Annotated in this window: 20 protein-coding genes; 15 read left to right on the top strand and 5 right to left on the bottom strand. The window is 53.5% G+C overall.

What is annotated here, in order from left to right; translation table 11 throughout:
- Positions 1-5 precede the first annotated feature (5 nt).
- From BZG73_RS01565 to BZG73_RS01575, 3 genes are all read left to right on the top strand, one after another.
- Positions 6-305: a PAAR domain-containing protein gene (locus BZG73_RS01565; RefSeq protein WP_077667398.1), complete on the top strand. Its 300-nt coding sequence runs from the start codon at positions 6-8 to the stop codon at positions 303-305.
- A 241-nt stretch (positions 306-546) separates the two neighbouring features.
- A complete protein-coding gene (locus tag BZG73_RS01570; RefSeq protein WP_077667473.1) occupies positions 547-1,335 on the top strand; it encodes a glycosyl hydrolase family 26 in 789 nt (262 codons plus the stop codon).
- A 9-nt stretch (positions 1,336-1,344) separates the two neighbouring features.
- Positions 1,345-1,644, top strand: coding sequence for a PAAR domain-containing protein (locus tag BZG73_RS01575; protein WP_077667399.1), 300 nt, complete (start codon positions 1,345-1,347; stop codon positions 1,642-1,644).
- Positions 1,645-1,696: 52 nt separating this feature from the next.
- Here the strand turns inward: BZG73_RS01575 and plsB are convergent, their stop codons facing one another.
- Positions 1,697-4,132: a glycerol-3-phosphate 1-O-acyltransferase PlsB gene (gene plsB / locus BZG73_RS01580; protein WP_077667400.1), complete on the bottom strand. Its 2,436-nt coding sequence runs from the start codon at positions 4,130-4,132 to the stop codon at positions 1,697-1,699.
- Positions 4,133-4,345: 213 nt separating this feature from the next.
- Between plsB and lexA the strand changes: the two genes are divergently transcribed.
- From lexA to BZG73_RS01610, 6 genes are all read left to right on the top strand, one after another.
- Positions 4,346-4,972 carry a transcriptional repressor LexA gene (gene lexA, locus BZG73_RS01585; protein WP_046074639.1) on the top strand — a complete coding sequence of 209 codons (627 nt, stop codon included), beginning with the start codon at positions 4,346-4,348 and terminating at the stop codon, positions 4,970-4,972.
- A 120-nt stretch (positions 4,973-5,092) separates the two neighbouring features.
- Entirely contained in the window at positions 5,093-5,887 is a 795-nt protein-coding gene (locus BZG73_RS01590) for a class I SAM-dependent methyltransferase (protein WP_327294138.1), read from the top strand.
- 310 nt (positions 5,888-6,197) lie between these two features.
- A complete protein-coding gene (gene coxB / locus BZG73_RS01595) occupies positions 6,198-7,307 on the top strand; it encodes a cytochrome c oxidase subunit II (RefSeq protein WP_077667401.1) in 1,110 nt (369 codons plus the stop codon).
- Positions 7,308-7,316: 9 nt separating this feature from the next.
- Positions 7,317-8,918 carry a cytochrome c oxidase subunit I gene (gene ctaD, locus BZG73_RS01600; RefSeq protein ID WP_077578180.1) on the top strand — a complete coding sequence of 534 codons (1,602 nt, stop codon included), beginning with the start codon at positions 7,317-7,319 and terminating at the stop codon, positions 8,916-8,918.
- Positions 8,908-9,435, top strand: coding sequence for a cytochrome c oxidase assembly protein (locus tag BZG73_RS01605; protein WP_077606765.1), 528 nt, complete (start codon positions 8,908-8,910; stop codon positions 9,433-9,435). The genes ctaD and BZG73_RS01605 overlap by 11 nt, the downstream gene beginning before the upstream one ends.
- Before the next feature lie 10 nt (positions 9,436-9,445).
- Positions 9,446-10,312 carry a cytochrome c oxidase subunit 3 gene (locus tag BZG73_RS01610; protein WP_077667402.1) on the top strand — a complete coding sequence of 289 codons (867 nt, stop codon included), beginning with the start codon at positions 9,446-9,448 and terminating at the stop codon, positions 10,310-10,312.
- Between the two features lies 1 nt (position 10,313).
- On the opposite strand, the gene BZG73_RS01615 is transcribed toward BZG73_RS01610, so the two are convergent.
- Positions 10,314-10,520: a DUF2909 family protein gene (locus tag BZG73_RS01615; RefSeq protein WP_074213800.1), complete on the bottom strand. Its 207-nt coding sequence runs from the start codon at positions 10,518-10,520 to the stop codon at positions 10,314-10,316.
- Positions 10,521-10,565: 45 nt separating this feature from the next.
- On the opposite strand from BZG73_RS01615, the gene BZG73_RS01620 reads away from it, so the two are divergent.
- Genes BZG73_RS01620 through cyoE form a run of 4 tightly spaced genes read left to right on the top strand, consistent with a single transcriptional unit; the run spans position 10,566 to position 13,693 of the window.
- On the top strand, positions 10,566-11,273 hold the full coding sequence (locus BZG73_RS01620; RefSeq protein WP_158075258.1) for an SURF1 family protein: 708 nt from the start codon (positions 10,566-10,568) through the stop codon (positions 11,271-11,273).
- Positions 11,270-11,791, top strand: a complete 522-nt coding sequence (locus tag BZG73_RS01625) for a hypothetical protein (protein ID WP_046074645.1) — start codon at positions 11,270-11,272, stop codon at positions 11,789-11,791. The genes BZG73_RS01620 and BZG73_RS01625 overlap by 4 nt, the downstream gene beginning before the upstream one ends.
- 2 nt (positions 11,792-11,793) lie before the next feature.
- Positions 11,794-12,816, top strand: coding sequence for a COX15/CtaA family protein (locus tag BZG73_RS01630; RefSeq protein WP_077667403.1), 1,023 nt, complete (start codon positions 11,794-11,796; stop codon positions 12,814-12,816).
- Positions 12,791-13,693 (top strand): heme o synthase, encoded by a 903-nt coding sequence (gene cyoE / locus BZG73_RS01635; protein WP_077578183.1) that lies wholly within the window; start codon positions 12,791-12,793, stop codon positions 13,691-13,693. Before BZG73_RS01630 ends, cyoE begins: the two co-directional genes overlap by 26 nt.
- 4 nt (positions 13,694-13,697) lie before the next feature.
- Here cyoE and BZG73_RS01640 read toward each other — a convergent pair whose 3' ends face one another.
- The gene (locus tag BZG73_RS01640) at positions 13,698-13,946 is read right to left on the bottom strand and encodes a lipoprotein (protein ID WP_046074648.1); all 249 of its coding nucleotides are present in this window, start codon (positions 13,944-13,946) and stop codon (positions 13,698-13,700) included.
- Positions 13,947-14,194: 248 nt separating this feature from the next.
- Between BZG73_RS01640 and dinF the strand changes: the two genes are divergently transcribed.
- Positions 14,195-15,535 (top strand): MATE family efflux transporter DinF, encoded by a 1,341-nt coding sequence (dinF, locus tag BZG73_RS01645; protein WP_077667404.1) that lies wholly within the window; start codon positions 14,195-14,197, stop codon positions 15,533-15,535.
- 56 nt (positions 15,536-15,591) lie between these two features.
- Here the strand turns inward: dinF and nfuA are convergent, their stop codons facing one another.
- Positions 15,592-16,251 (bottom strand): Fe-S biogenesis protein NfuA, encoded by a 660-nt coding sequence (gene nfuA, locus BZG73_RS01650; RefSeq protein ID WP_152795962.1) that lies wholly within the window; start codon positions 16,249-16,251, stop codon positions 15,592-15,594.
- Between the two features lie 36 nt (positions 16,252-16,287).
- Positions 16,288-17,019: a ComF family protein gene (locus tag BZG73_RS01655; protein WP_077666391.1), complete on the bottom strand. Its 732-nt coding sequence runs from the start codon at positions 17,017-17,019 to the stop codon at positions 16,288-16,290.
- 39 nt (positions 17,020-17,058) lie between these two features.
- Here BZG73_RS01655 and bioH point away from each other — a divergent pair, with 39 nt between their 5' ends.
- Complete coding sequence (bioH, locus tag BZG73_RS01660) at positions 17,059-17,838, top strand: pimeloyl-ACP methyl ester esterase BioH (RefSeq protein WP_077667405.1); 780 nt, start codon at positions 17,059-17,061, stop codon at positions 17,836-17,838.
- Positions 17,839-17,863 lie beyond the last annotated feature (25 nt).

Here is a 17,863-nt window from a genome sequence, read left to right on the forward strand (position 1 = left end):
GCGCTATGCCAGGGGCTGCACGATTAGGCGATACCGCCGGCGGACATGGGTGCTTTCCGCCCACCGCAGTGACCAGCGCTAGCGCTGGAGTGATGATTAATGGCAAACCGGCGGCAAGAGTGGGGGATGCAGCGGCGCCACACGGCTGCCCGTGCCCGAAAACCCCACATGGCTCTCATGGTCGCCAGATTGCCGCGGGCTCAACTGGGGTAATGATTGATGGTAAACCCGCCGCCCGTATTGGCGACGCGCTCAACTGTGGTGGCGTACTGATATCAGGCTCCGGGGATGTCATCATTGGCTAGGGGCGGCAATGCCTCTAACTACTTCATTATCAGACACAAGCGAGTCGAGATGAAAAAGATAGCCGCTGTACTCTGCCTGTTGTTACTGACTGGCTGTTGGAGTGATGCAGAAATGATGCAAGCAAGAGAGCAGGTTTCAACCGTTGATATCGAGATTGATAATGAGGGCGAGAATCCGCCTGTGTTGTACACCGCCAATATCAGCTCAAAGACTATGTTTTGTGGTGGGCTAATCAACGGTATCGAGGCTATTGATAACTTAAGCTCGAGCGCTGCCACCTTCTCTTCGGGGTTTAACGCCACCGCGTACTTACAGCCGGGGGAAAACCAGTTAGAGCTTGCCGTAGCGCCATCGGGCGTTTACGACGATAATCTGACTTATCGCGACGATGACAGCTGTGAAGTCACCCTTTATGGTGTCTTTCCAGACGGCACTAAAAAAGAAATCTCCAACTTGACGGTCACCGTAGAAGACGGTAAGCCGACGATCAAAGACTCTACCACCTATCCGGCCAATCACCAGTCACCACTGGTGAATGTGGATGGTAGTGTGCGTGGCTATTTGACTGAGTTTTCACGCCCTATTCATATCAAAACCCTGCCACGTTGGCGCTGGGTGGACGCGACACCGTTTGATAAAAACAACCCGCGTCATATGAAAATGCTGCACCGCGCTTACAGCCACCTTATCACCTTGCTCGAAAAGCGTGACTTTGAAGGGTTAAAAATGGCGTGGTCACTCTCGAATCGAGAGAAAGCGAAAGCGGAGGCCTATATGACCGAGCCGGATGAGTTTTTTGATGTTATTGACTTCCCAGATATGTTCGAGCGTGCTGAAGATGCTGAGGTGCAACCAAGACGCGAATGGCACGAATACACAGTAATAAGTGTTATGGGTGGACGACTGGTCAAATTAGAGGATGAGCGAGGGCACTCTCCACTGAGAATACTGTCTATCGAACAAAATACAATCAATACGCAAACCCCTTATTTCTCCATCATTGATGGGCGTATGGTGATTGCACGTTAAGGAGGCGCTATGCCAGGCGCAGCACGATTAGGCGATACCGCTGGTGGGCATGGGTGCTTTCCGCCCACCGCAGTGACCAGCGCCAGCGCTGGGGTGATGATTAATGGCAAGCCGGCGGCAAGAGTGGGGGATGCAGCGGCGCCACACGGCTGCCCGTGCCCGAAAACGCCACATGGCTTTCATGGTCGCCAGATTGCTGCGGGCTCAACTGGAGTAGTGATTGATGGTAAACCCGCCGCCCGTATTGGCGATGCGCTCAATTGTGGTGGCGTATTGGTCTCAGGCTCCGGGGACGTCATCATTGGCTAGAGGCGGCAATGCCTCTCATTCGTCTCATACAGTATTGATAAGTGTCTTCAAGTTATGACTTTCCTAATGGCTGATTAAGCACTGCTTGAATGGTCAATTGCACCTCGGGGGAAATCAACTCACATACCAGATCGTTGAGCGCGGCGATACGCTCTGCATTGGCCTTGGCATCATCGTCCAAATAGCCTTGCTCGCGCAAGGTGTCGACAAAAATGGTGAACACTCGCTTGTCAAAGAACTCAGGGGCGTTGATCCCATGCAAACGGCTAAGTCGCTGCGCCAGCATCTGGCTGTGTTTTTCCAAATCACGCTTATCAATATGCGGCTGGTGGCTGAATAAGGTGAGCGTAATCGCGTAGCGCTGTAGCGTTTCGGCAATGGTGCGGCCGAGTAATTGCAGCTCACCGAGCTTGGCATTATTCATGGTCACTTTGCCATCGTCACAGCACAGCAGCGACTGGTCGTGCATTGCGTGCAGTAAGGCTTCGAAGTAGCTTTCAAGGCCGGCTTGGTCAAAGCTCATAAAGAGTTCCGCTTTGAGCAAGGGGTACAATTGCTGCACGCAGGCGCGCAAGCCGGATCGGCTAATCGATTTGTGGGTCACCAATATTTGCGCGATCAGCGACGGCAGCGCCACCAGATGAATGACATTGTTGCGATAATAGGTCATCAAGATCGCTTGCTGGCGATCCAGAGAAATGACTTCACCCATGGTGTCTTTTTCGACCACCAATTTGTTGAGTGATAACGCGTGATCGACCAGATCCGCCGGTGAATCTTGAGGCACACTGCTGCTCGCCGAGTAGGGAGCCTGTGTCAGCAGGGCTTGATACACCCCTAACTGGGCCTCGAGCGCTTCACGGCTTAAGGCGCGCTGACGTGAGGCCAGCAACGCGGTGGCGCACAAGTTGAGAGCATTGGTCGCGGCGGCATCGTTGATATGGGTCATTACCTTGGTCGCCAAATCACTGACGACCGGATTCATCCACGCCGGTTTTTGCGGCTCCATCGGGTTAATGTAATCGTGCCAGTCAGGCACTTGCTCATTGAGATGTTGGTTGAGCGCAATGGGTTCACCAAAGTTCACGTAACCCAAGCCGTAGTTACGCAGCTTACGCACGATCCCTAATACTTGGCCGACGCTTTCTTTCTCTTTGCGCTGGCCTTGGAGCTCTTTGGCGTAAGTGTTGACCTCCATCACGTGCTCATAGCCGATATAGACAGGCACCAAGGTAATAGGGCGTTGTTGGCCGCGAAGCATCGCCTGTAGGGTCATGGCGAGCATCCCGGTTTTCGCTGGCAGTAGGCGGCCTGTACGAGAACGGCCGCCTTCGGCAAAGTACTCGACCGAGTAACCACGGGCAAACAGTTCTGCGAGATACTCACGGAATACGGTGGAATACAGGCGATTGCCTTTAAAGCTGCGGCGAATAAAGAAGGCACCACCACGGCGGAATAAGGGGCCGGCCGGGAAGAAGTTGAGGTTCACACCGGCGGCGATATGCGGTGGCACCAAGCCCTCTTTGTATAACACGTATGAAAGTAGCAGGTAATCCATGTGCGAGCGGTGGCAGGGCACGTAGACAATCTCGTGGCCATCTTGCGCGAGTTGACGCACACGCTCGGCGTTGTTGACATGAATGCCTTGATAGAGCTTGTTCCACAGCCAAGTAAGAATGCGGTCACTGTAACGGATCAAGCGATAGGAAAAGTTGGCGGCGATCTCCTCCATCATATCGACCGCTTCTTTGCGCACTTTGTCTACTGACACATCGCGCGTTTGCGCTTCATCGTGCACCACCTTGTCGATGGCTTTCGACGCAAGCAGCCGCTTAAACAGTAAGCCACGGTTGGGCAAGCGCGGCCCTGAAGCGGCGAGCTTTTGGCGTGAGAAATGGATCATCGCCACGCGCGCCAGTTTATGGGCGATAGCCTGGTCGGTGCCGTGCTTATCGGCCATGTAGCGTAGCGATACCGCTTGGCTAAGTCGCACCATGCCATCGCGGCCACGGGTGAGGATGGTCCACAGCTTCTCGGGGCCATTCATCGCCCGCAGAATCGCTTGGTGACGCTGGGTCTCATTGCCCGGATCGCGCTGCCATAGCACGGAGGCTGGGACGAGCTGGATATCTAATTCGCTATCTTGGCGGTGTAAGTGAAGTAAGTCTTTAAAATGCGCGAGCGAGCGCGCAGGCAGATCGTCATCCCCAGAAAACACCTTGCGTCCGTGGCTAATAAACACGTAGCGCGGCAAAGTGACATCGCCAATGGTCAAGGGCGTTAACGGATCGGGCAACCCCTGGCGTAAGCAGGTGCGCCGTAAGGTTAATAAATCGGTGTGAGACTGAAACGGCAACACATACACAATAGGGCGTGCGAGTGACAGATTAAGCTGTTCGACCGGTTCAGAGGGAATACATTGGGTGTTTACCCAGGCAGAAAGCGGCAAATTCAATAGCTTGTAATAAATCTTTTGCCAGAGAGCCATGATTGTCAGTGCCTCAAATTCAAAATGCGCGCCAAGGATAGCAGAAAAGTGCCGCGAACTTGCAAACAAAGGTCGAGATTTGCCATTAGCCTGCGCGTAATCGACGATATTCGCGATAATGAGATCGGCTTCTCGTGGCGTTAATTAGTGCTTTTCAAGCTGCATTTTACTGGATATACTCACAGTTAACTGTATAAAAAGACAGGTAAGAGCATGAAGCCGTTAACCGCGAGACAGCAACAAATCTTCGATTTGATTAAAGCCCACATTGAAGAAACAGGAATGCCCCCGACCCGTGCCGAAATCGCCCGTCAATTGGGTTTTCGCTCGGCGAATGCCGCAGAGGAGCATTTAAAAGCCTTGGCCCGTAAAGGTGTGTTGGAAATCATTCCAGGGGCATCACGTGGTATTCGTTTGATCAGTGAAGAAGAGGTGGTGACGCCGGAAGAGCAAGGGCTGCCCTTAATTGGGCGTGTTGCTGCCGGTGAGCCGATGCTGGCGCAAGAGCACGTCGAAAGCCACTATCAGGTCGATCCTGCTCTGTTCAAGCCCAATGCTGACTTCCTACTTCGTGTCAATGGCATGAGCATGAAAGACATTGGTATTCTCGACGGTGATTTGCTCGCCGTCCACAAAACGCAAGATGTGCATAACGGCCAAGTGGTGGTTGCCCGTGTCGATGATGATGTGACGGTTAAACGGCTTGAGAAGAAAGGCGCACAAGTGGTACTTCATGCTGAAAACGATGAATTTATGCCAATTTCGGTGGATTTGACCGCACAATCGCTGACGATTGAAGGCGTTGCTGTGGGGGTGATCCGTAATACCGACTGGATGTGATCTTGACCTTGGCGGGCGATAGCGTCCGCCATTGGAACGCGGTTAAAAAAACACCTTTGCATTCTTGCTCAGTTAAACGATAATTATTATCATCAGTGATTATCGTGTGTGGAGGTGTCCGTGCGTACACAACAGCATTCTGTTCCCAGTAAGCTATTTAAGCCAATGTGGCTGCGCAGTCGTGAGAGCCTGACTGACGACGGCGTGATCTATGATCCCATGGCGGCGGCTGCCTGCCAGGGGTGCGTGTTGCAGCCTGAATGCGATTGGCACAACCTAGATCAAACCCAGCTGCTTTATGCCACGCTTACCAGTCAATGTGACGCGATTGTAAAACAATTCTTAGCCCAGCATCCCACTGCGTGGATTATTAACGTGGGTGGCGGACTCGATACCCGTTTTTATCGACTAGATAACGGCCGCTGTCGCTGGTTGGAAGTGGACGTAGACGAAACCCTGCTCTGGCGAGAGCGCTTGTTTCATACCAGTGAGCGTTTTCGCATGGTGCAAGGCTCGGTCAAGCAGCTTGATTGGCTGGCGCAGTTGGCGGTGCCGGCAGGTCATCCCACCATGCTGATTTGCGATCAAGCCTTGTTAGAGTGCACTAACCAAGAAATTTCTGCCTTTTGCCACCACATTAGCCGTTATTTTCCTCAACTGGAGGCTTGCTTGGTCTTAGCGGGGGATAAATGTCATACCCGAATGGGTCAAAAACTCGGCTGTGAGCACTATCAACATGGGTTCACCGACCCCAGAATGGCGATTATTAATGCGTTACCTTGGGCGTGTCGCGTGGAAGAAAAGTCTCCGCTCGATAAGCCGTGCCCACGGTGGCGTCTATGGCAGCGTGCACTGGCCGCGATGCCTCGCTATCGCCTTCGCTTTACGCCGGTGGTGCTACATATCGAAATCTGATGCCATGGCGGCCCCCTGCTTACTGTGTTGAGCATCAGTATGTGCTTGGCATCACAATCTTTTTCCCTCTGTTTTTTTGTCCTTTGGGCAAACCTCTCCTAAATTGAATGTAAATAAAACGTTAATGGTTGTGACCAGCTGTATCGAGGTTTTTCCTTAACGACGGCTTGCTGATATCGCCACTCTGACCGCTATAACAGCGTACGACGTTGATAAGTGGCGACAAGCAGTAAGGCTTTGCATTGATGCCGTGAGGCAGGAGGGAGCCGTGCTGAGGCACCAAAGACGAATCCTAGCGCTGAGTTTAACAATGTTCAGTGGCGGTGCAGTAGCCACAGAGCGCGAAGGCTGGAATCTCACCCAAGGGGTGACGGCCATCAGCCAGCAGGTGTATGACCTGCATATGACCATTTTCTACATCTGTGTCGCGATTGGCGTACTGGTGTTTGGGGTGATGTTTTGGGCCATCATCCGTCACCGTAAATCCAAAGGCGCGAAGCCTGCCTCATTTCATGAAAGTACCAAGGTAGAAATTGCGTGGACGCTCGTGCCGTTTTTAATTTTGGTAGGCATGGCGATTCCGGCCACCCAGGTGTTACTCGATATGGAAGACACTACCGAGCCGGAACTCACCGTGCAGGTAACGGGATCACAATGGAAGTGGCATTACCGCTATTTTGACCATGACGTTGCCTTCTTTTCACTGCTTGCCTCAAGTCCTGAACAAATCCGCAATGAGAGACAAAAGCGGGACACCTATTTGCTCGAGGTCGACCAGCCGCTGGTGTTGCCAGTTGGGCGTAAGGTGCGCTTTTTGATTACTTCGCAAGATGTGATTCATTCGTGGTGGGTGCCTGCCTTTGCGGTGAAAAAAGATGCTAACCCCGGCTTTATCAATGAGGCGTGGACCAAAATTGATAAGCCCGGCATTTATCGCGGCCAATGTGCAGAGCTGTGCGGTAAAGACCACGGCTTTATGCCGATTGTGGTGATCGCCAAGCCTCAAGAGGAATTTGATGCTTGGGTGCAAAAAACGGCCCTAGCGCAGCAGAAAGCGCGCGAAGAAGAGCAACGCTTGCTGGACATGGAAATGCCGATGGATGAGCTGATGGCGCTAGGCAAGCAGGTGTATGACAGCCGCTGTGGCATGTGTCACCAAAGCGAAGGACAAGGGATGCCGGGCGTGTTCCCTGCGTTGGCCGGCGCTGAGATTGCCATTCAGCCGGATAGATTGGTCGACCATATCGATATCGTCGTCAACGGTAAGGCAGGCACCGCCATGCAAGCGTTTGGTCCGCAACTGTCGCTCAAAGAATTGGCGGCGGTGGTGACCTACGAGCGCAATGCGTGGGGCAATGACACCGGTGATACCGTACAAGCTGCGCAAATCAACGCGGTGAAGTCAGGTGAAGATCTTTAGGAGCGCGTGATGACAGATACTACCCCAGATACCTTGCATGACGATCATCACCATAAACCGCGTGGGATCATGCGTTGGGTGTTGACCACCAACCACAAAGATATTGGCTCCATGTATCTGATTTTTAGCTTCACCATGTTTTTACTGGGTGGGGCGATGGCGATGGTGATCCGCGCTGAGCTTTTCCAGCCCGGCCTGCAACTGGTTGAGCCTAACTTTTTCAACCAAATGACCACAGTACACGGCCTGATCATGGTGTTTGGCGCGGTGATGCCCGCGTTTACCGGTTTGGCTAACTGGATGGTGCCAATGATGATAGGGGCTCCGGACATGGCGCTGCCACGGATGAATAACTGGAGCTTTTGGATCCTGCCGTTTGCGTTCTTACTGCTGATTGGCTCCTTGTTTATGGAAGGTGGCGGCCCTAACTTTGGCTGGACGTTTTACGCGCCGCTGTCGACCACTTATAGCCCAGACAGTACCGGCCTGTTTGTGTTTGCCCTGCATATTATGGGGATAAGCTCGATCATGGGCGCTATCAATGTGATTGTCACCATCACCAATATGCGCGCGCCGGGCATGACCTACATGAAAATGCCGCTGTTTGTTTGGACTTGGCTAATCACGGCCTTTTTGTTGATTGCGGTGATGCCGGTATTGGCAGGGGCCGCCACCATGGTGCTGACCGATAAGTACTTTGGTACCAGCTTTTTTGATGCCGCGGGGGGCGGCGACCCGGTTTTGTTCCAGCATATTTTCTGGTTCTTTGGTCACCCCGAGGTCTACATCATGATTTTGCCAAGCTTTGGCATTATCTCGGCAATCGTCCCTGCGTTCTCGCGCAAGCGCCTGTTCGGCTATAGCTCGATGGTATACGCCACCGCCTCGATTGCGGGGTTAAGCTTTTTAGTATGGGCGCACCATATGTTCACCACCGGGATGCCGGTGTTTGCCGAATTATTTTTCATGTTCTGTACCATGCTGATCTCTGTGCCCACTGGGGTGAAGGTCTTTAACTGGGTCGCCACCATGTGGCGGGGTTCCTTGACCTTTGAAGTGCCTATGTTGTTTGCGATTGCCTTTATTGTGCTGTTCACCATCGGTGGTTTTTCTGGCTTGATGCTGGCGATCACCCCGGTCGATTTTCAGTATCACGACACCTATTTTGTGGTCGCACATTTCCACTATGTGCTGGTTTCGGGCGCTGTGTTCTCGATTATGGCCGCGGCTTACTACTGGCTCCCTAAGTGGACGGGCCATATGTTTAATGAAACCTTGGCCAAGTGGCACTTCTGGTGTTCGGTGATTTCGGTCAATGTGCTTTTCTTCCCCATGCACTTTCTGGGGCTGGCGGGGATGCCGCGCCGGATCCCCGATTATGCCCTGCAGTTTGCGGACGTAAACGCCATTGTCAGCATCGGTGGCTTTGCCTTTGGTTTATCGCAACTCATCTTCTTGGTCGTCGTGGTTAAGTGCGCGCGTGGTGGCGCCCCAGCGGCTGCCAAGCCTTGGGATGGCGCCGAAGGGCTAGAATGGACCGTGCCATCGCCCGCACCGTATCACACCTTTGAGACACCGCCTGATCTCAAGGAGGTGCGAGATGGTCACTAAATCAACCCGCTCCGCTCGTCGATTATTGTTGTTAGCGGTGGCCATGTTTGGCTTTGCGTTTGCCTTAGTACCTTTGTATGACGTGTTCTGTGAGGTGACAGGGATCAACGGCAAAACCGATAACGAGGCGGCCGCATCCAGTGCGGGCATTGACCAAGACCGCTTGGTGACCATCGAGTTTATCGCCTATATCAACCCGGGGATGCGCTGGACGTTCGAGCCCCAAGTCAACCAGATGAAAGTGCACCCGGGTGAGACCCACACGATTAATTATCTCGCAACGAACAACGCACGCTATGACACCATTGGCCAAGCCGTGCCTTCGGTCTCGCCGGGTTTAGCCGCACAGTACTTAAACAAAATTGAATGCTTTTGTTTTAACCGTCAGCCATTGCCGCGTGGCGAGGATGCCTCTTTACCGCTGATCTTTTACGTGGATCCTGAGTTGCCGGACGATATTAACCACTTAACGCTGGCTTACACTTTGTTTGATGTGACTGCCAGCGCCAAGGAATAAGGAGGCGATCATGGCGACGCCTGAACGTTATTATGTCCCTGCCGCGAGTATTTGGCCGATCGTGGGTGCGGTGGCGCTGTTTTTGATTGCCGCTGGTGCAGGTGCCACGGTGGGCGGTTTATTTGGTGGCAACGGTCCTTGGCTGTTACTGGCTGGCACTGTGCTTATTTTGATTATGCTCACTGGCTGGTTTCGCGACGTGATCCGCGAATCCATGCAAGGGCTTTACTCAGCGCAAATGGACCGTTCTTTTCGCCAAGGAATGAGCTGGTTTATTTTCTCTGAGGTAATGTTTTTTGGTGCCTTCTTCGGCGCGCTCTTTTATGCCCGCTTTATCGCCGTCCCTTGGCTGGGTGGTGCGAGCAATAACGCGATGACCGCGGCGGTGCTGTGGCCAGATTTTGTCGCCCAGTGGCCGTTGACCCTCACGCCTGGAGGGGTTGAAACCACTGCGATGCCGGCAATGGGACTGCCCTTACTTAACACGCTGATCCTACTCACCTCATCGGTCACGCTCCATATTGCCCATACCGCGATTGAAAAAAATCAACGTGAGCGATTGAAAGGCTTTTTACTGGTAACGGTGCTGCTTGGGGCGCTGTTTATGTTCTTTCAAGGCGAAGAGTATGTGCACGCCTATCAAGAAATGAATCTGCGTCTCGACTCCGGGGTGTATGGCAATACCTTCTATTTATTAACCGGCTTTCATGGCCTACACGTGACCTTGGGTACCATTATGCTGTTGGTGGTGTGGCTGCGTGTGATGCGTGGGCATTTTAGCCCTGAACATCACTTTGGCTTTCAAGCCAGTGCGTGGTATTGGCACTTTGTCGATGTGGTCTGGCTATGCCTGTTTGTCTTTGTGTATATCTTGTAGCTCAGTAAGGGCGCGGGTTGGGGGCAATCCAGCCCATGGATAGCGCAATCAGCAATAACACGAAGACAACCACGGAAAACAGCACACGCCGACCGAGATAACGTGACAAAGGCACAGCGCTATCGCCTTTTAGTAGCACGGGCAAGGCACGGAAGAGATTAAACAGAATAAAAATCAGTAAACAAATCAGAATGGCTTTGACCAACATAAGCGCTCCTTAGCGCAATAGGTAAGCATGAAACAAGGACGGCGAATGGGGTTTCTGATATTGACTGTGGTTGTGGTCTTGCTGCTCGTCAAGTTAAGCCATTGGCAATGGACGCGTGGCGAGCAAAAAGCCCAACATCTGGCACAGTTTGAGGCCAATCAAGCACCAGGTTCACTCGCAAGCGCGGTGCAAAAAGGGCAATTTCTGGCGATCGATGGCCAGTTTCGCCCCGAGTTTGCCGTGTGGCTCGATAATCAGACCCACCAAGGTCGCGTAGGCTATCGCCTTTTTCTTCCCTTCATTCCAAACCAGCAGCCATCGCGATGGTGGCTGGTGGAATTGGGTTGGGTGGCCGCGCCTGCTGTGCGTGCCTTGCCGGCGGTACCCGCGTTGGCGTCGCGCTATCAGCTGTCTGGCTTTATTGATACACCGTCCAGGCGGGTGGTGCTCAAGAAAGAAACGGCATCGCATAAGTGGCCCGCTCGGGTGCAGCGCATTGACTTACAAGCACTTAAGGCTCAAATGCCCGCGCTGGAGGCGCAGTGGTTGATACGGGCAGAAAAACTGGTGGATGTGACCACGCCGAGCACAGATGCCTTGGCGCAAGCGGGGGTGACACCGGTGTGGCAGCCGGTGGTGATGCCGCCAGTAAAACATTATGGCTATGCCTTGCAGTGGGCGTTAATGGCGCTCGCGGTCAGTATTGGCGCGGGCATCTGGTGGTACAAAACTAAACAGAGGGAAGCGGTGTGAAAGGACGCATGACGCTCGTGGCTTTGATTGGCATCTTTGTCCTGCCCGTGGTGGTGGCGAAATTGGTGTTGGAGCAAAGTTGGTATGAAAAAGGGGTCACCAATTACGGACAGTTTCTCACTGAGCCGGCGACCTTGAATTGGTTACCTGAGCAAGGCCAGTGGCGGTTGATTTATCGGGTGCCAGAGCAATGTGACTCTGTGTGCGAGCAAGCGCTGTTTCAGTTAACACAAATTCCGATTGCGGTCGGCAAAGAGCGCGATCGGGTCAGTAGCGTGGCACTGACGAGCTCCGCCCCGAAAGCGCCGGAGGTACTGACATGGCAAACCCTGACCACAGAGCAAGCGCGGGCATGGCAGCAGCAAGCGTTTGATAAAAATACCATCTATCTTAGCGATCCGATGAATAATGTGGTGCTGGCCTATCCGGTCAGTGATGATAAAACCAAGTGGGTCGCGCAAGGCAAAGGCTTGTTACGCGACCTCAAACGGCTCCTTAAATTGTCAAAGGTAGGCTGATTATGGCAACGCGTCGCTACCAACTCGCCGTTTTATCGACACTGATACTGGCTGTGCTGGTGGTCGGCCTCGGCGCGTTTACCCGCCTCACTGAAGCGGGGCTTGGCTGTCCAGACTGGCCCGGATGCTATGGCCATTTGGCCGTGCCCGCCAGTGAAAGCGCGCAATCGGTCGCCATGTCGCGTTTCCCAGATGCGCCCATCGATATCAATAAAGCATGGAATGAAATGCTGCACCGCTACGTGGCCGGCACCCTCGGGCTGGCGATTTTTGCGTTGGCCTGGATCAGCTGGCGACGTCCTGACTATCGGGCGTTCCGCGCTCTAACTACCTTGCTCAGTGTGGTAGTCATCGCGCAAGCGGCCCTAGGGATGTGGACGGTGACCCTAAGTTTAATGCCGGTGGTGGTGATGGCGCACTTACTCGGTGGTTTTACTACCGTATGCTTGCTGGTTTGGCTGACGGTGGCGACAGGCGCATGCCGGTTGCCGGTGATTGCAATGTCGTCATCCGCGCGCCGAGTGGGCACTTTAGCTTTGGTGGCGGTGATTGTTCAAATCGGGCTCGGCGGTTGGACCTCCGCCAACTATGCCGCCACTGTGTGCACCCAGCTACCTATCTGCGAAAGCCCTTGGTGGCAGCTTTTCACCCCTTCCGCCTTTCACCCTGTCAGTCCGCTTAGCGACACCTATCAGTTTGGCGTGCTGAACCATGCCGAGCGGGTGACCATCCATGCCACCCACCGTCTTGGCGCCATGGTGGTTACCGCATTAGTGCTCGCTTGGGCATGGATGCTGTGGCGTGTTGGGGCGCGCGCGCTGGCAATGACGGTGAGTGGTGTGTTGGCGATTCAAATTACGCTGGGGGTGACCAATGTGGTCGCGCTACTGCCGCTGAGTGTGGCGGTGGCGCATAATCTCGGTGGATTGTCGCTGTTGGCCACATTACTCCTCACCCGATTTTTATGTCTTTCTCCGTCGACCCGACAAGGAGCCCGTGATGGCACAGTTTCAACGTACCGCTAGTGTTTCGACACCTGCTGGCGCCAATTGGCGTGATTATTACGAGCTGACCAAACCGCGTGTGGTTGCCATGTTGCTTCTCACCGCGTTGGTGGGCATGTGTTTGGCAACCCCAGGTTGGCCACCTTGGTCGGCGGTGCTGGTGGGATTATTTGGCATTGGTGCGCAAGCCAGTGCGGCGGCGGTGTTTAATCACGTTATCGATTGGAAAATTGATACGAAAATGCAGCGCACCCGCCATCGTCCCGTTGCTGAGGGGCGAGTCAGTCAAGGTGCCGCGTTGGCCTTTGCCGTGGTGCTGATGGTGAGCGGTTTTATTGCTTGCTGGTGGTTGAACCCGCTTACCGCCTGGTTAACGTTTGCCAGCCTGGTCGGGTATGCGTTGGTGTATACCCAGTGGCTTAAACCTGCGACCCCGCAAAATATCGTGATTGGCGGTTTGGCCGGTGCGATGCCGCCATTGCTTGGCTGGACCGCGGTGACCGGAGAGATCCACGCGCACGCGCTGCTGTTGGTGATGATCATTTTTACTTGGACGCCGCCGCACTTTTGGGCGTTAGCAATACATCGCCGCCATGACTATGCCAAAGCCGATGTACCGATGCTGCCTGTCACTCACGGGGTAGGGTTTACCCAAACCATGGTCTTGCTTTACACCCTACTGCTGGTCATCGTGGGCATTTTACCTTGGCTGACCGGGATGAGTGGTTGGCTGTATCTGGTGGGGGCGACCACCTTAAATCTGGTCTTTGTCGGCTATGCGTGGCGACTGAAAACCCAGTCGCAAAAAGGCATCGCGTGGCAGACCTTTAAGTTCTCGATATGGCATATCTTCGCGACCTTTGTGGTGCTGCTTGCCGACCACGCGTTGCGCTATTGAGAGGCTACTTTAGCCCTTGCGCCGACAACACGGTGGCTTTGTCGGCGACAAACGAGACTTTGATATGTTTACCATCGCCGCCCCATACACAGTGAGTCAAGCCCATGGTGTCGTCGCATTGGCTAGGCTCGCCAATGTGGCTCACAACCACGTCATAACTCATGCCCACTTCGAGCTGATCGTAGTTTTGCTTGGTCACTTTCGAGCAACCCGCTAGCAATACCACCAACACACAGGCAAAAAATACACGCATAACCTTTCCTTTTTCACAGAGGTGATGAGCGCTAGTTAGCGCAGTGCAACTGGCGCAGTGCAACTGACGTCGTGTCACTGGCGCAATACAATGGCCGCTCGTCGATGAGATTGTCGCAATGGTACACTGCTGCACCCATAAGGGCTACCCAAGGATGTTATCGCTCGTCGATGCAATCGTGTTCTTTATCAAAAATAGACTATCTCTCAAACGCAGTGCAGATCATTTAAAATTCAAATCGAGGAAGTATGTGGCAGTCTTTAACCCAGCGTGAGCTTCACTGGCGGGTCTTATCGCTGGCTTTACCTATGGTGATCTCCAATATCACCGTTCCGTTATTAGGGTTAGTGGATGCCGCGGTGATCGGCCATTTAGACCATGCATGGTATTTAGGTGGTGTGGCGGTTGGCAGCACCATGATAAATGTCACCTTTTGGCTGTTGGGCTTTTTGCGTATGGCGACCACCGGGTTTACCGCGCAAGCCTATGGCGCGAGTGATAACCGTGAGCTGGCGGCGACCTTTGTGCGTGGGGCGACCTTAGCGGGCTTGCTGGCTGTACTCTTAATCGCACTGCATGTGCCTATTTTAGAGGGGGTGATGCACTTTAGTGATGCCAGCGCTGAGGTGAAACACTATGCGAGCCAGTATTTCTCCATTCGGATCTTTAGTGCACCTGCGACCTTGATGAACTTGGTGATCATGGGCTGGCTACTGGGTGCGCAAAATGCGCGCCAGCCGATGTGGCTACTGATTGTGGTTAACAGTGCCAATATTATCCTTGATCTGCTGTTTGTGGTGGGCCTCGATATGAAAGTTGAAGGGGCCGCAGCGGCGAGTGTGGTTGCCGATTATCTCGGCCTCATCCTGGGGCTCTATTTTGTCAAAGGTATCTGGCAGTCGCGTCAGTTACCGACCGTTCGGTCGGTGTTTGAGCGCGGGCTGACTGGGATGAGCCGCTTGCTAAAGCTTAATCGAGACATCTTTTTACGTAGCCTTAGCTTGCAGTTGGCGTTTACCTTCATGACCTTCCAAGGGGCTACGCTTGGTGACGAGATTGTGGCCGCCAATGCGGTGTTGATGAGCTTTCTGATGCTGATTTCCTTTGCGATGGACGGTTTTGCCTATGCGATGGAGGCGATGGTTGGTAGAGCGATTGGCGCGCAGAGCAAGTCTGAGCTGTTAGTGTCACTCATAGGCAGCACTTTTTGGTCGTTGGTGATTTGCTTGGCGATCACGCTGGCATTTGGCGTGGCAGGCCATCACATTATTGCGCTGATTTCCGATATCGAGGCGGTGCGTGACCAAGCGGCACGCTATTTACCTTGGCTGGTGGCCATGCCTTTGGTATCGATGTGGTGCTTTTTGCTGGATGGTATTTTTATTGGTGCCACGCGGGGTAAAGACATGCGCAATGGGATGTTTGTCGCCACCGCAGGTTTTTTTGCGGCATGGTGGTTAGCGCAAGGGTGGGGCAATCATGCACTGTGGTTAGCGATGCTTACTTTTATGGCGCTAAGAGGGCTCAGTCTCGCGGTGTGCTTTGTTTACCATTGGCGACGAGATAGCTTTTTTCACGTCACGCACTGAAAGCAATCAAAAAAACAGGCCATTTGGCCTGTTTTTGCGATGGAGGGGACAGCGTCTCAGTAGTAAGAGTGATCGCCACGGGCATGCTCAGTTACATCACGCACGCCGTTTAACTCGCCGCTAAACTCAGCCAGCAACTGCTTTTCAATCCCTTCTTTTAGGGTAACGTCCACCATCGAGCAGCCATTACAGCCGCCACCGAATTGCAAAATCGCAACCGCATCATCGGTGATTTCAATCAAGTTCACATGGCCGCCATGGCTGGCAAGCTGTGGGTTAACTTGGCTTTGAATCACGTAATCAACCCGCTCCATCAAGGGGGCATCGGAGGCGACTTTACGCATCTTCGCATTCGGTGCTTTCAGCGTCAGCTGTGAACCCATTTTATCGGTGACAAAGTCGATTTCCGCTTCGTCTAAAAATGGCAGGCTCATCTCATCGATAAAGGCAGAAAAGCCGTTGAACTTAAGTTCGGTATCGCTGCTTTCTATCGCTTCGGGTGGGCAATAAGAAACACCGCACTCGGCGTTTGGCGTGCCTGGGTTAACCACAAACACGCGAATATTGGTGCCCTCGGGCTGCTGCTCAAGCAGCTTCACAAAGTGGCTTTGTGCATTTTCTGAAATATTGACTTCTGACACGACAAATACCTGACTAATCCAGTGTGTTTTATACAGTGTACTCCGGTTTGCGTTGGCTATCACCCCTTGAAGCATGTGGCTACTTTATGAGCATGGATAGCACGCTTTCCGTTAGGGTAGATCGGTACGTGCCAAACAGTAAATATCGATCGTTTCTGCTCCCGCACGGCGTAATAACCGGCACAGTTGTGACACCGTTTGTCCAGTCGTGACCACATCATCAACAATCGCCACATGAGAACTTGGCAGCTCGCCCCTGATCGCAAACGCATGTTTCAGATTAGAGAGCCGCGCCTGTCGGCTTAAACCCTGTTGTGGCGCAGTATGGCGATGTCGGACTAAAACGTTATCGACAACTTGAGTATCAAGGTGGTCGGCCAGCGCCCAAGCTAAATGCACACTTTGATTAAAGCCGCGTTGCCAGCGACGCCGCCAATGGAGAGGGACAGGAAGCAGCACGGGAGCGGGGTGAAGGATACGCTCGCTTAACTGACGTGCAAAGGGCAAGGCCAACTCGAAGGCCTGCTGGTATTTGAATGCATGGACAAGTTGCGGCAAGGGATCATGGTAAGCGCTGATGGCAAACAGGTGATCCCACGCCGGTGGGTGGCTCAGGCAGGCACCGCATCGCGCTTGGGAGTCGGTCACCGGCAAACCGCAACACTGGCAAAGATGATATTGATAGTGGGCGTCCCAGCATGCGTCGCAACACAAAGCCTGTGTGGCCCCCACCGACGTGGTCGCCAGTGATAAGTGGCAAACAGGGCATTGCAAGGGCAAGATCTTGCCTCTCCAATGGGTCAGCCAACGCGTCAAGCGCCGTGGGTTGATTGCTGGTATCATAGGCACCTTGATTGAAAAGCAACCAAGGCAGTGTAAAGCATGGCGTTATGTGATTGGCAATCTTATGGTCAAGGCCCCGATCTGGTTCTCATTCACGGCTGGGGGATGAACAGTGCTGTTTGGTCGCTGTTACTGCCTTACCTGACCGCGCATTACCGTGTTCACTGTGTTGACCTACCAGGTTTCGGCCACAGCGCCCACCAACCGGATCTTAATATAGAGAAACTGGCACAACTGTTGCTTAAAGAATCACCAGCGCATGCAACTTGGATCGGTTGGTCGCTGGGCGGGTTAGTCGCCACACAGGCGGCATACTTATCGCCACAGCGTATGAGTGGTTTAGTCACCGTGGCCAGTTCACCCAAGTTTGTTGCAGAGCCAGGATGGCGCGGAATCAAGCCGGCAGTATTGACCGACTTTGCCGACCAACTTGAGCGTGATTTTTCGCAAACGGTGGAGCGCTTCATGGCGCTGCAAGCCATGGGATCACCCACGGCGAGAAAAGATGTGAAAGCGCTCAAACAAGCGGTGTTTTCGCGGCCGGCGCCCGACCCTCGTGCTTTGGCAGATGGATTGTCGATGCTGGCAACCACGGATCTTCGCCAACAGTGTGAGGCGATCACTGTGCCTTGGTTGCGGTTATACGGGCGGCTAGACGGTTTGGTGCCTGCGTCGGTGGCGGAAGCGGTGTCTGCGTTGGCGCCTCACTCACAATGCGAGGTATTAGCACACAGTGCTCATGCCCCCTTTGTGACGGAGCCTGACGAAGTGGTGGACAAGCTACTTGCCTTTTTAGGCAAAAACTTGCCGCCCAAATAGTGTGCGCGGATCGTTTTTTGGTAGA

This window comes from Salinivibrio siamensis, assembly GCF_001996005.1.
Classification (GTDB): domain Bacteria; phylum Pseudomonadota; class Gammaproteobacteria; order Enterobacterales; family Vibrionaceae; genus Salinivibrio; species Salinivibrio siamensis.

Bases quoted from the DNA above. Each gene is read 5' to 3' on its own strand.
- BZG73_RS01565 (WP_077667398.1), top strand. From the start codon at position 6: ATGCCAGGGGCTGCACGATTAGGCGATACCGCCGGCGGACATGGGTGC.
- BZG73_RS01575 (WP_077667399.1), top strand. From the start codon at position 1,345: ATGCCAGGCGCAGCACGATTAGGCGATACCGCTGGTGGGCATGGGTGC.
- plsB (WP_077667400.1), bottom strand. From the start codon at position 4,132: ATGGCTCTCTGGCAAAAGATTTATTACAAGCTATTGAATTTGCCGCTT.
- lexA (WP_046074639.1), top strand. From the start codon at position 4,346: ATGAAGCCGTTAACCGCGAGACAGCAACAAATCTTCGATTTGATTAAA.
- coxB (WP_077667401.1), top strand. From the start codon at position 6,198: ATGTTCAGTGGCGGTGCAGTAGCCACAGAGCGCGAAGGCTGGAATCTC.
- ctaD (WP_077578180.1), top strand. From the start codon at position 7,317: ATGACAGATACTACCCCAGATACCTTGCATGACGATCATCACCATAAA.
- BZG73_RS01605 (WP_077606765.1), top strand. From the start codon at position 8,908: ATGGTCACTAAATCAACCCGCTCCGCTCGTCGATTATTGTTGTTAGCG.
- BZG73_RS01610 (WP_077667402.1), top strand. From the start codon at position 9,446: ATGGCGACGCCTGAACGTTATTATGTCCCTGCCGCGAGTATTTGGCCG.
- BZG73_RS01615 (WP_074213800.1), bottom strand. From the start codon at position 10,520: ATGTTGGTCAAAGCCATTCTGATTTGTTTACTGATTTTTATTCTGTTT.
- BZG73_RS01620 (WP_158075258.1), top strand. From the start codon at position 10,566: ATGGGGTTTCTGATATTGACTGTGGTTGTGGTCTTGCTGCTCGTCAAG.
- BZG73_RS01630 (WP_077667403.1), top strand. From the start codon at position 11,794: ATGGCAACGCGTCGCTACCAACTCGCCGTTTTATCGACACTGATACTG.
- cyoE (WP_077578183.1), top strand. From the start codon at position 12,791: ATGGCACAGTTTCAACGTACCGCTAGTGTTTCGACACCTGCTGGCGCC.
- BZG73_RS01640 (WP_046074648.1), bottom strand. From the start codon at position 13,946: ATGCGTGTATTTTTTGCCTGTGTGTTGGTGGTATTGCTAGCGGGTTGC.
- dinF (WP_077667404.1), top strand. From the start codon at position 14,195: ATGTGGCAGTCTTTAACCCAGCGTGAGCTTCACTGGCGGGTCTTATCG.
- nfuA (WP_152795962.1), bottom strand. From the start codon at position 16,251: ATGCTTCAAGGGGTGATAGCCAACGCAAACCGGAGTACACTGTATAAA.
- BZG73_RS01655 (WP_077666391.1), bottom strand. From the start codon at position 17,019: ATGATACCAGCAATCAACCCACGGCGCTTGACGCGTTGGCTGACCCAT.
- bioH (WP_077667405.1), top strand. From the start codon at position 17,059: ATGGCGTTATGTGATTGGCAATCTTATGGTCAAGGCCCCGATCTGGTT.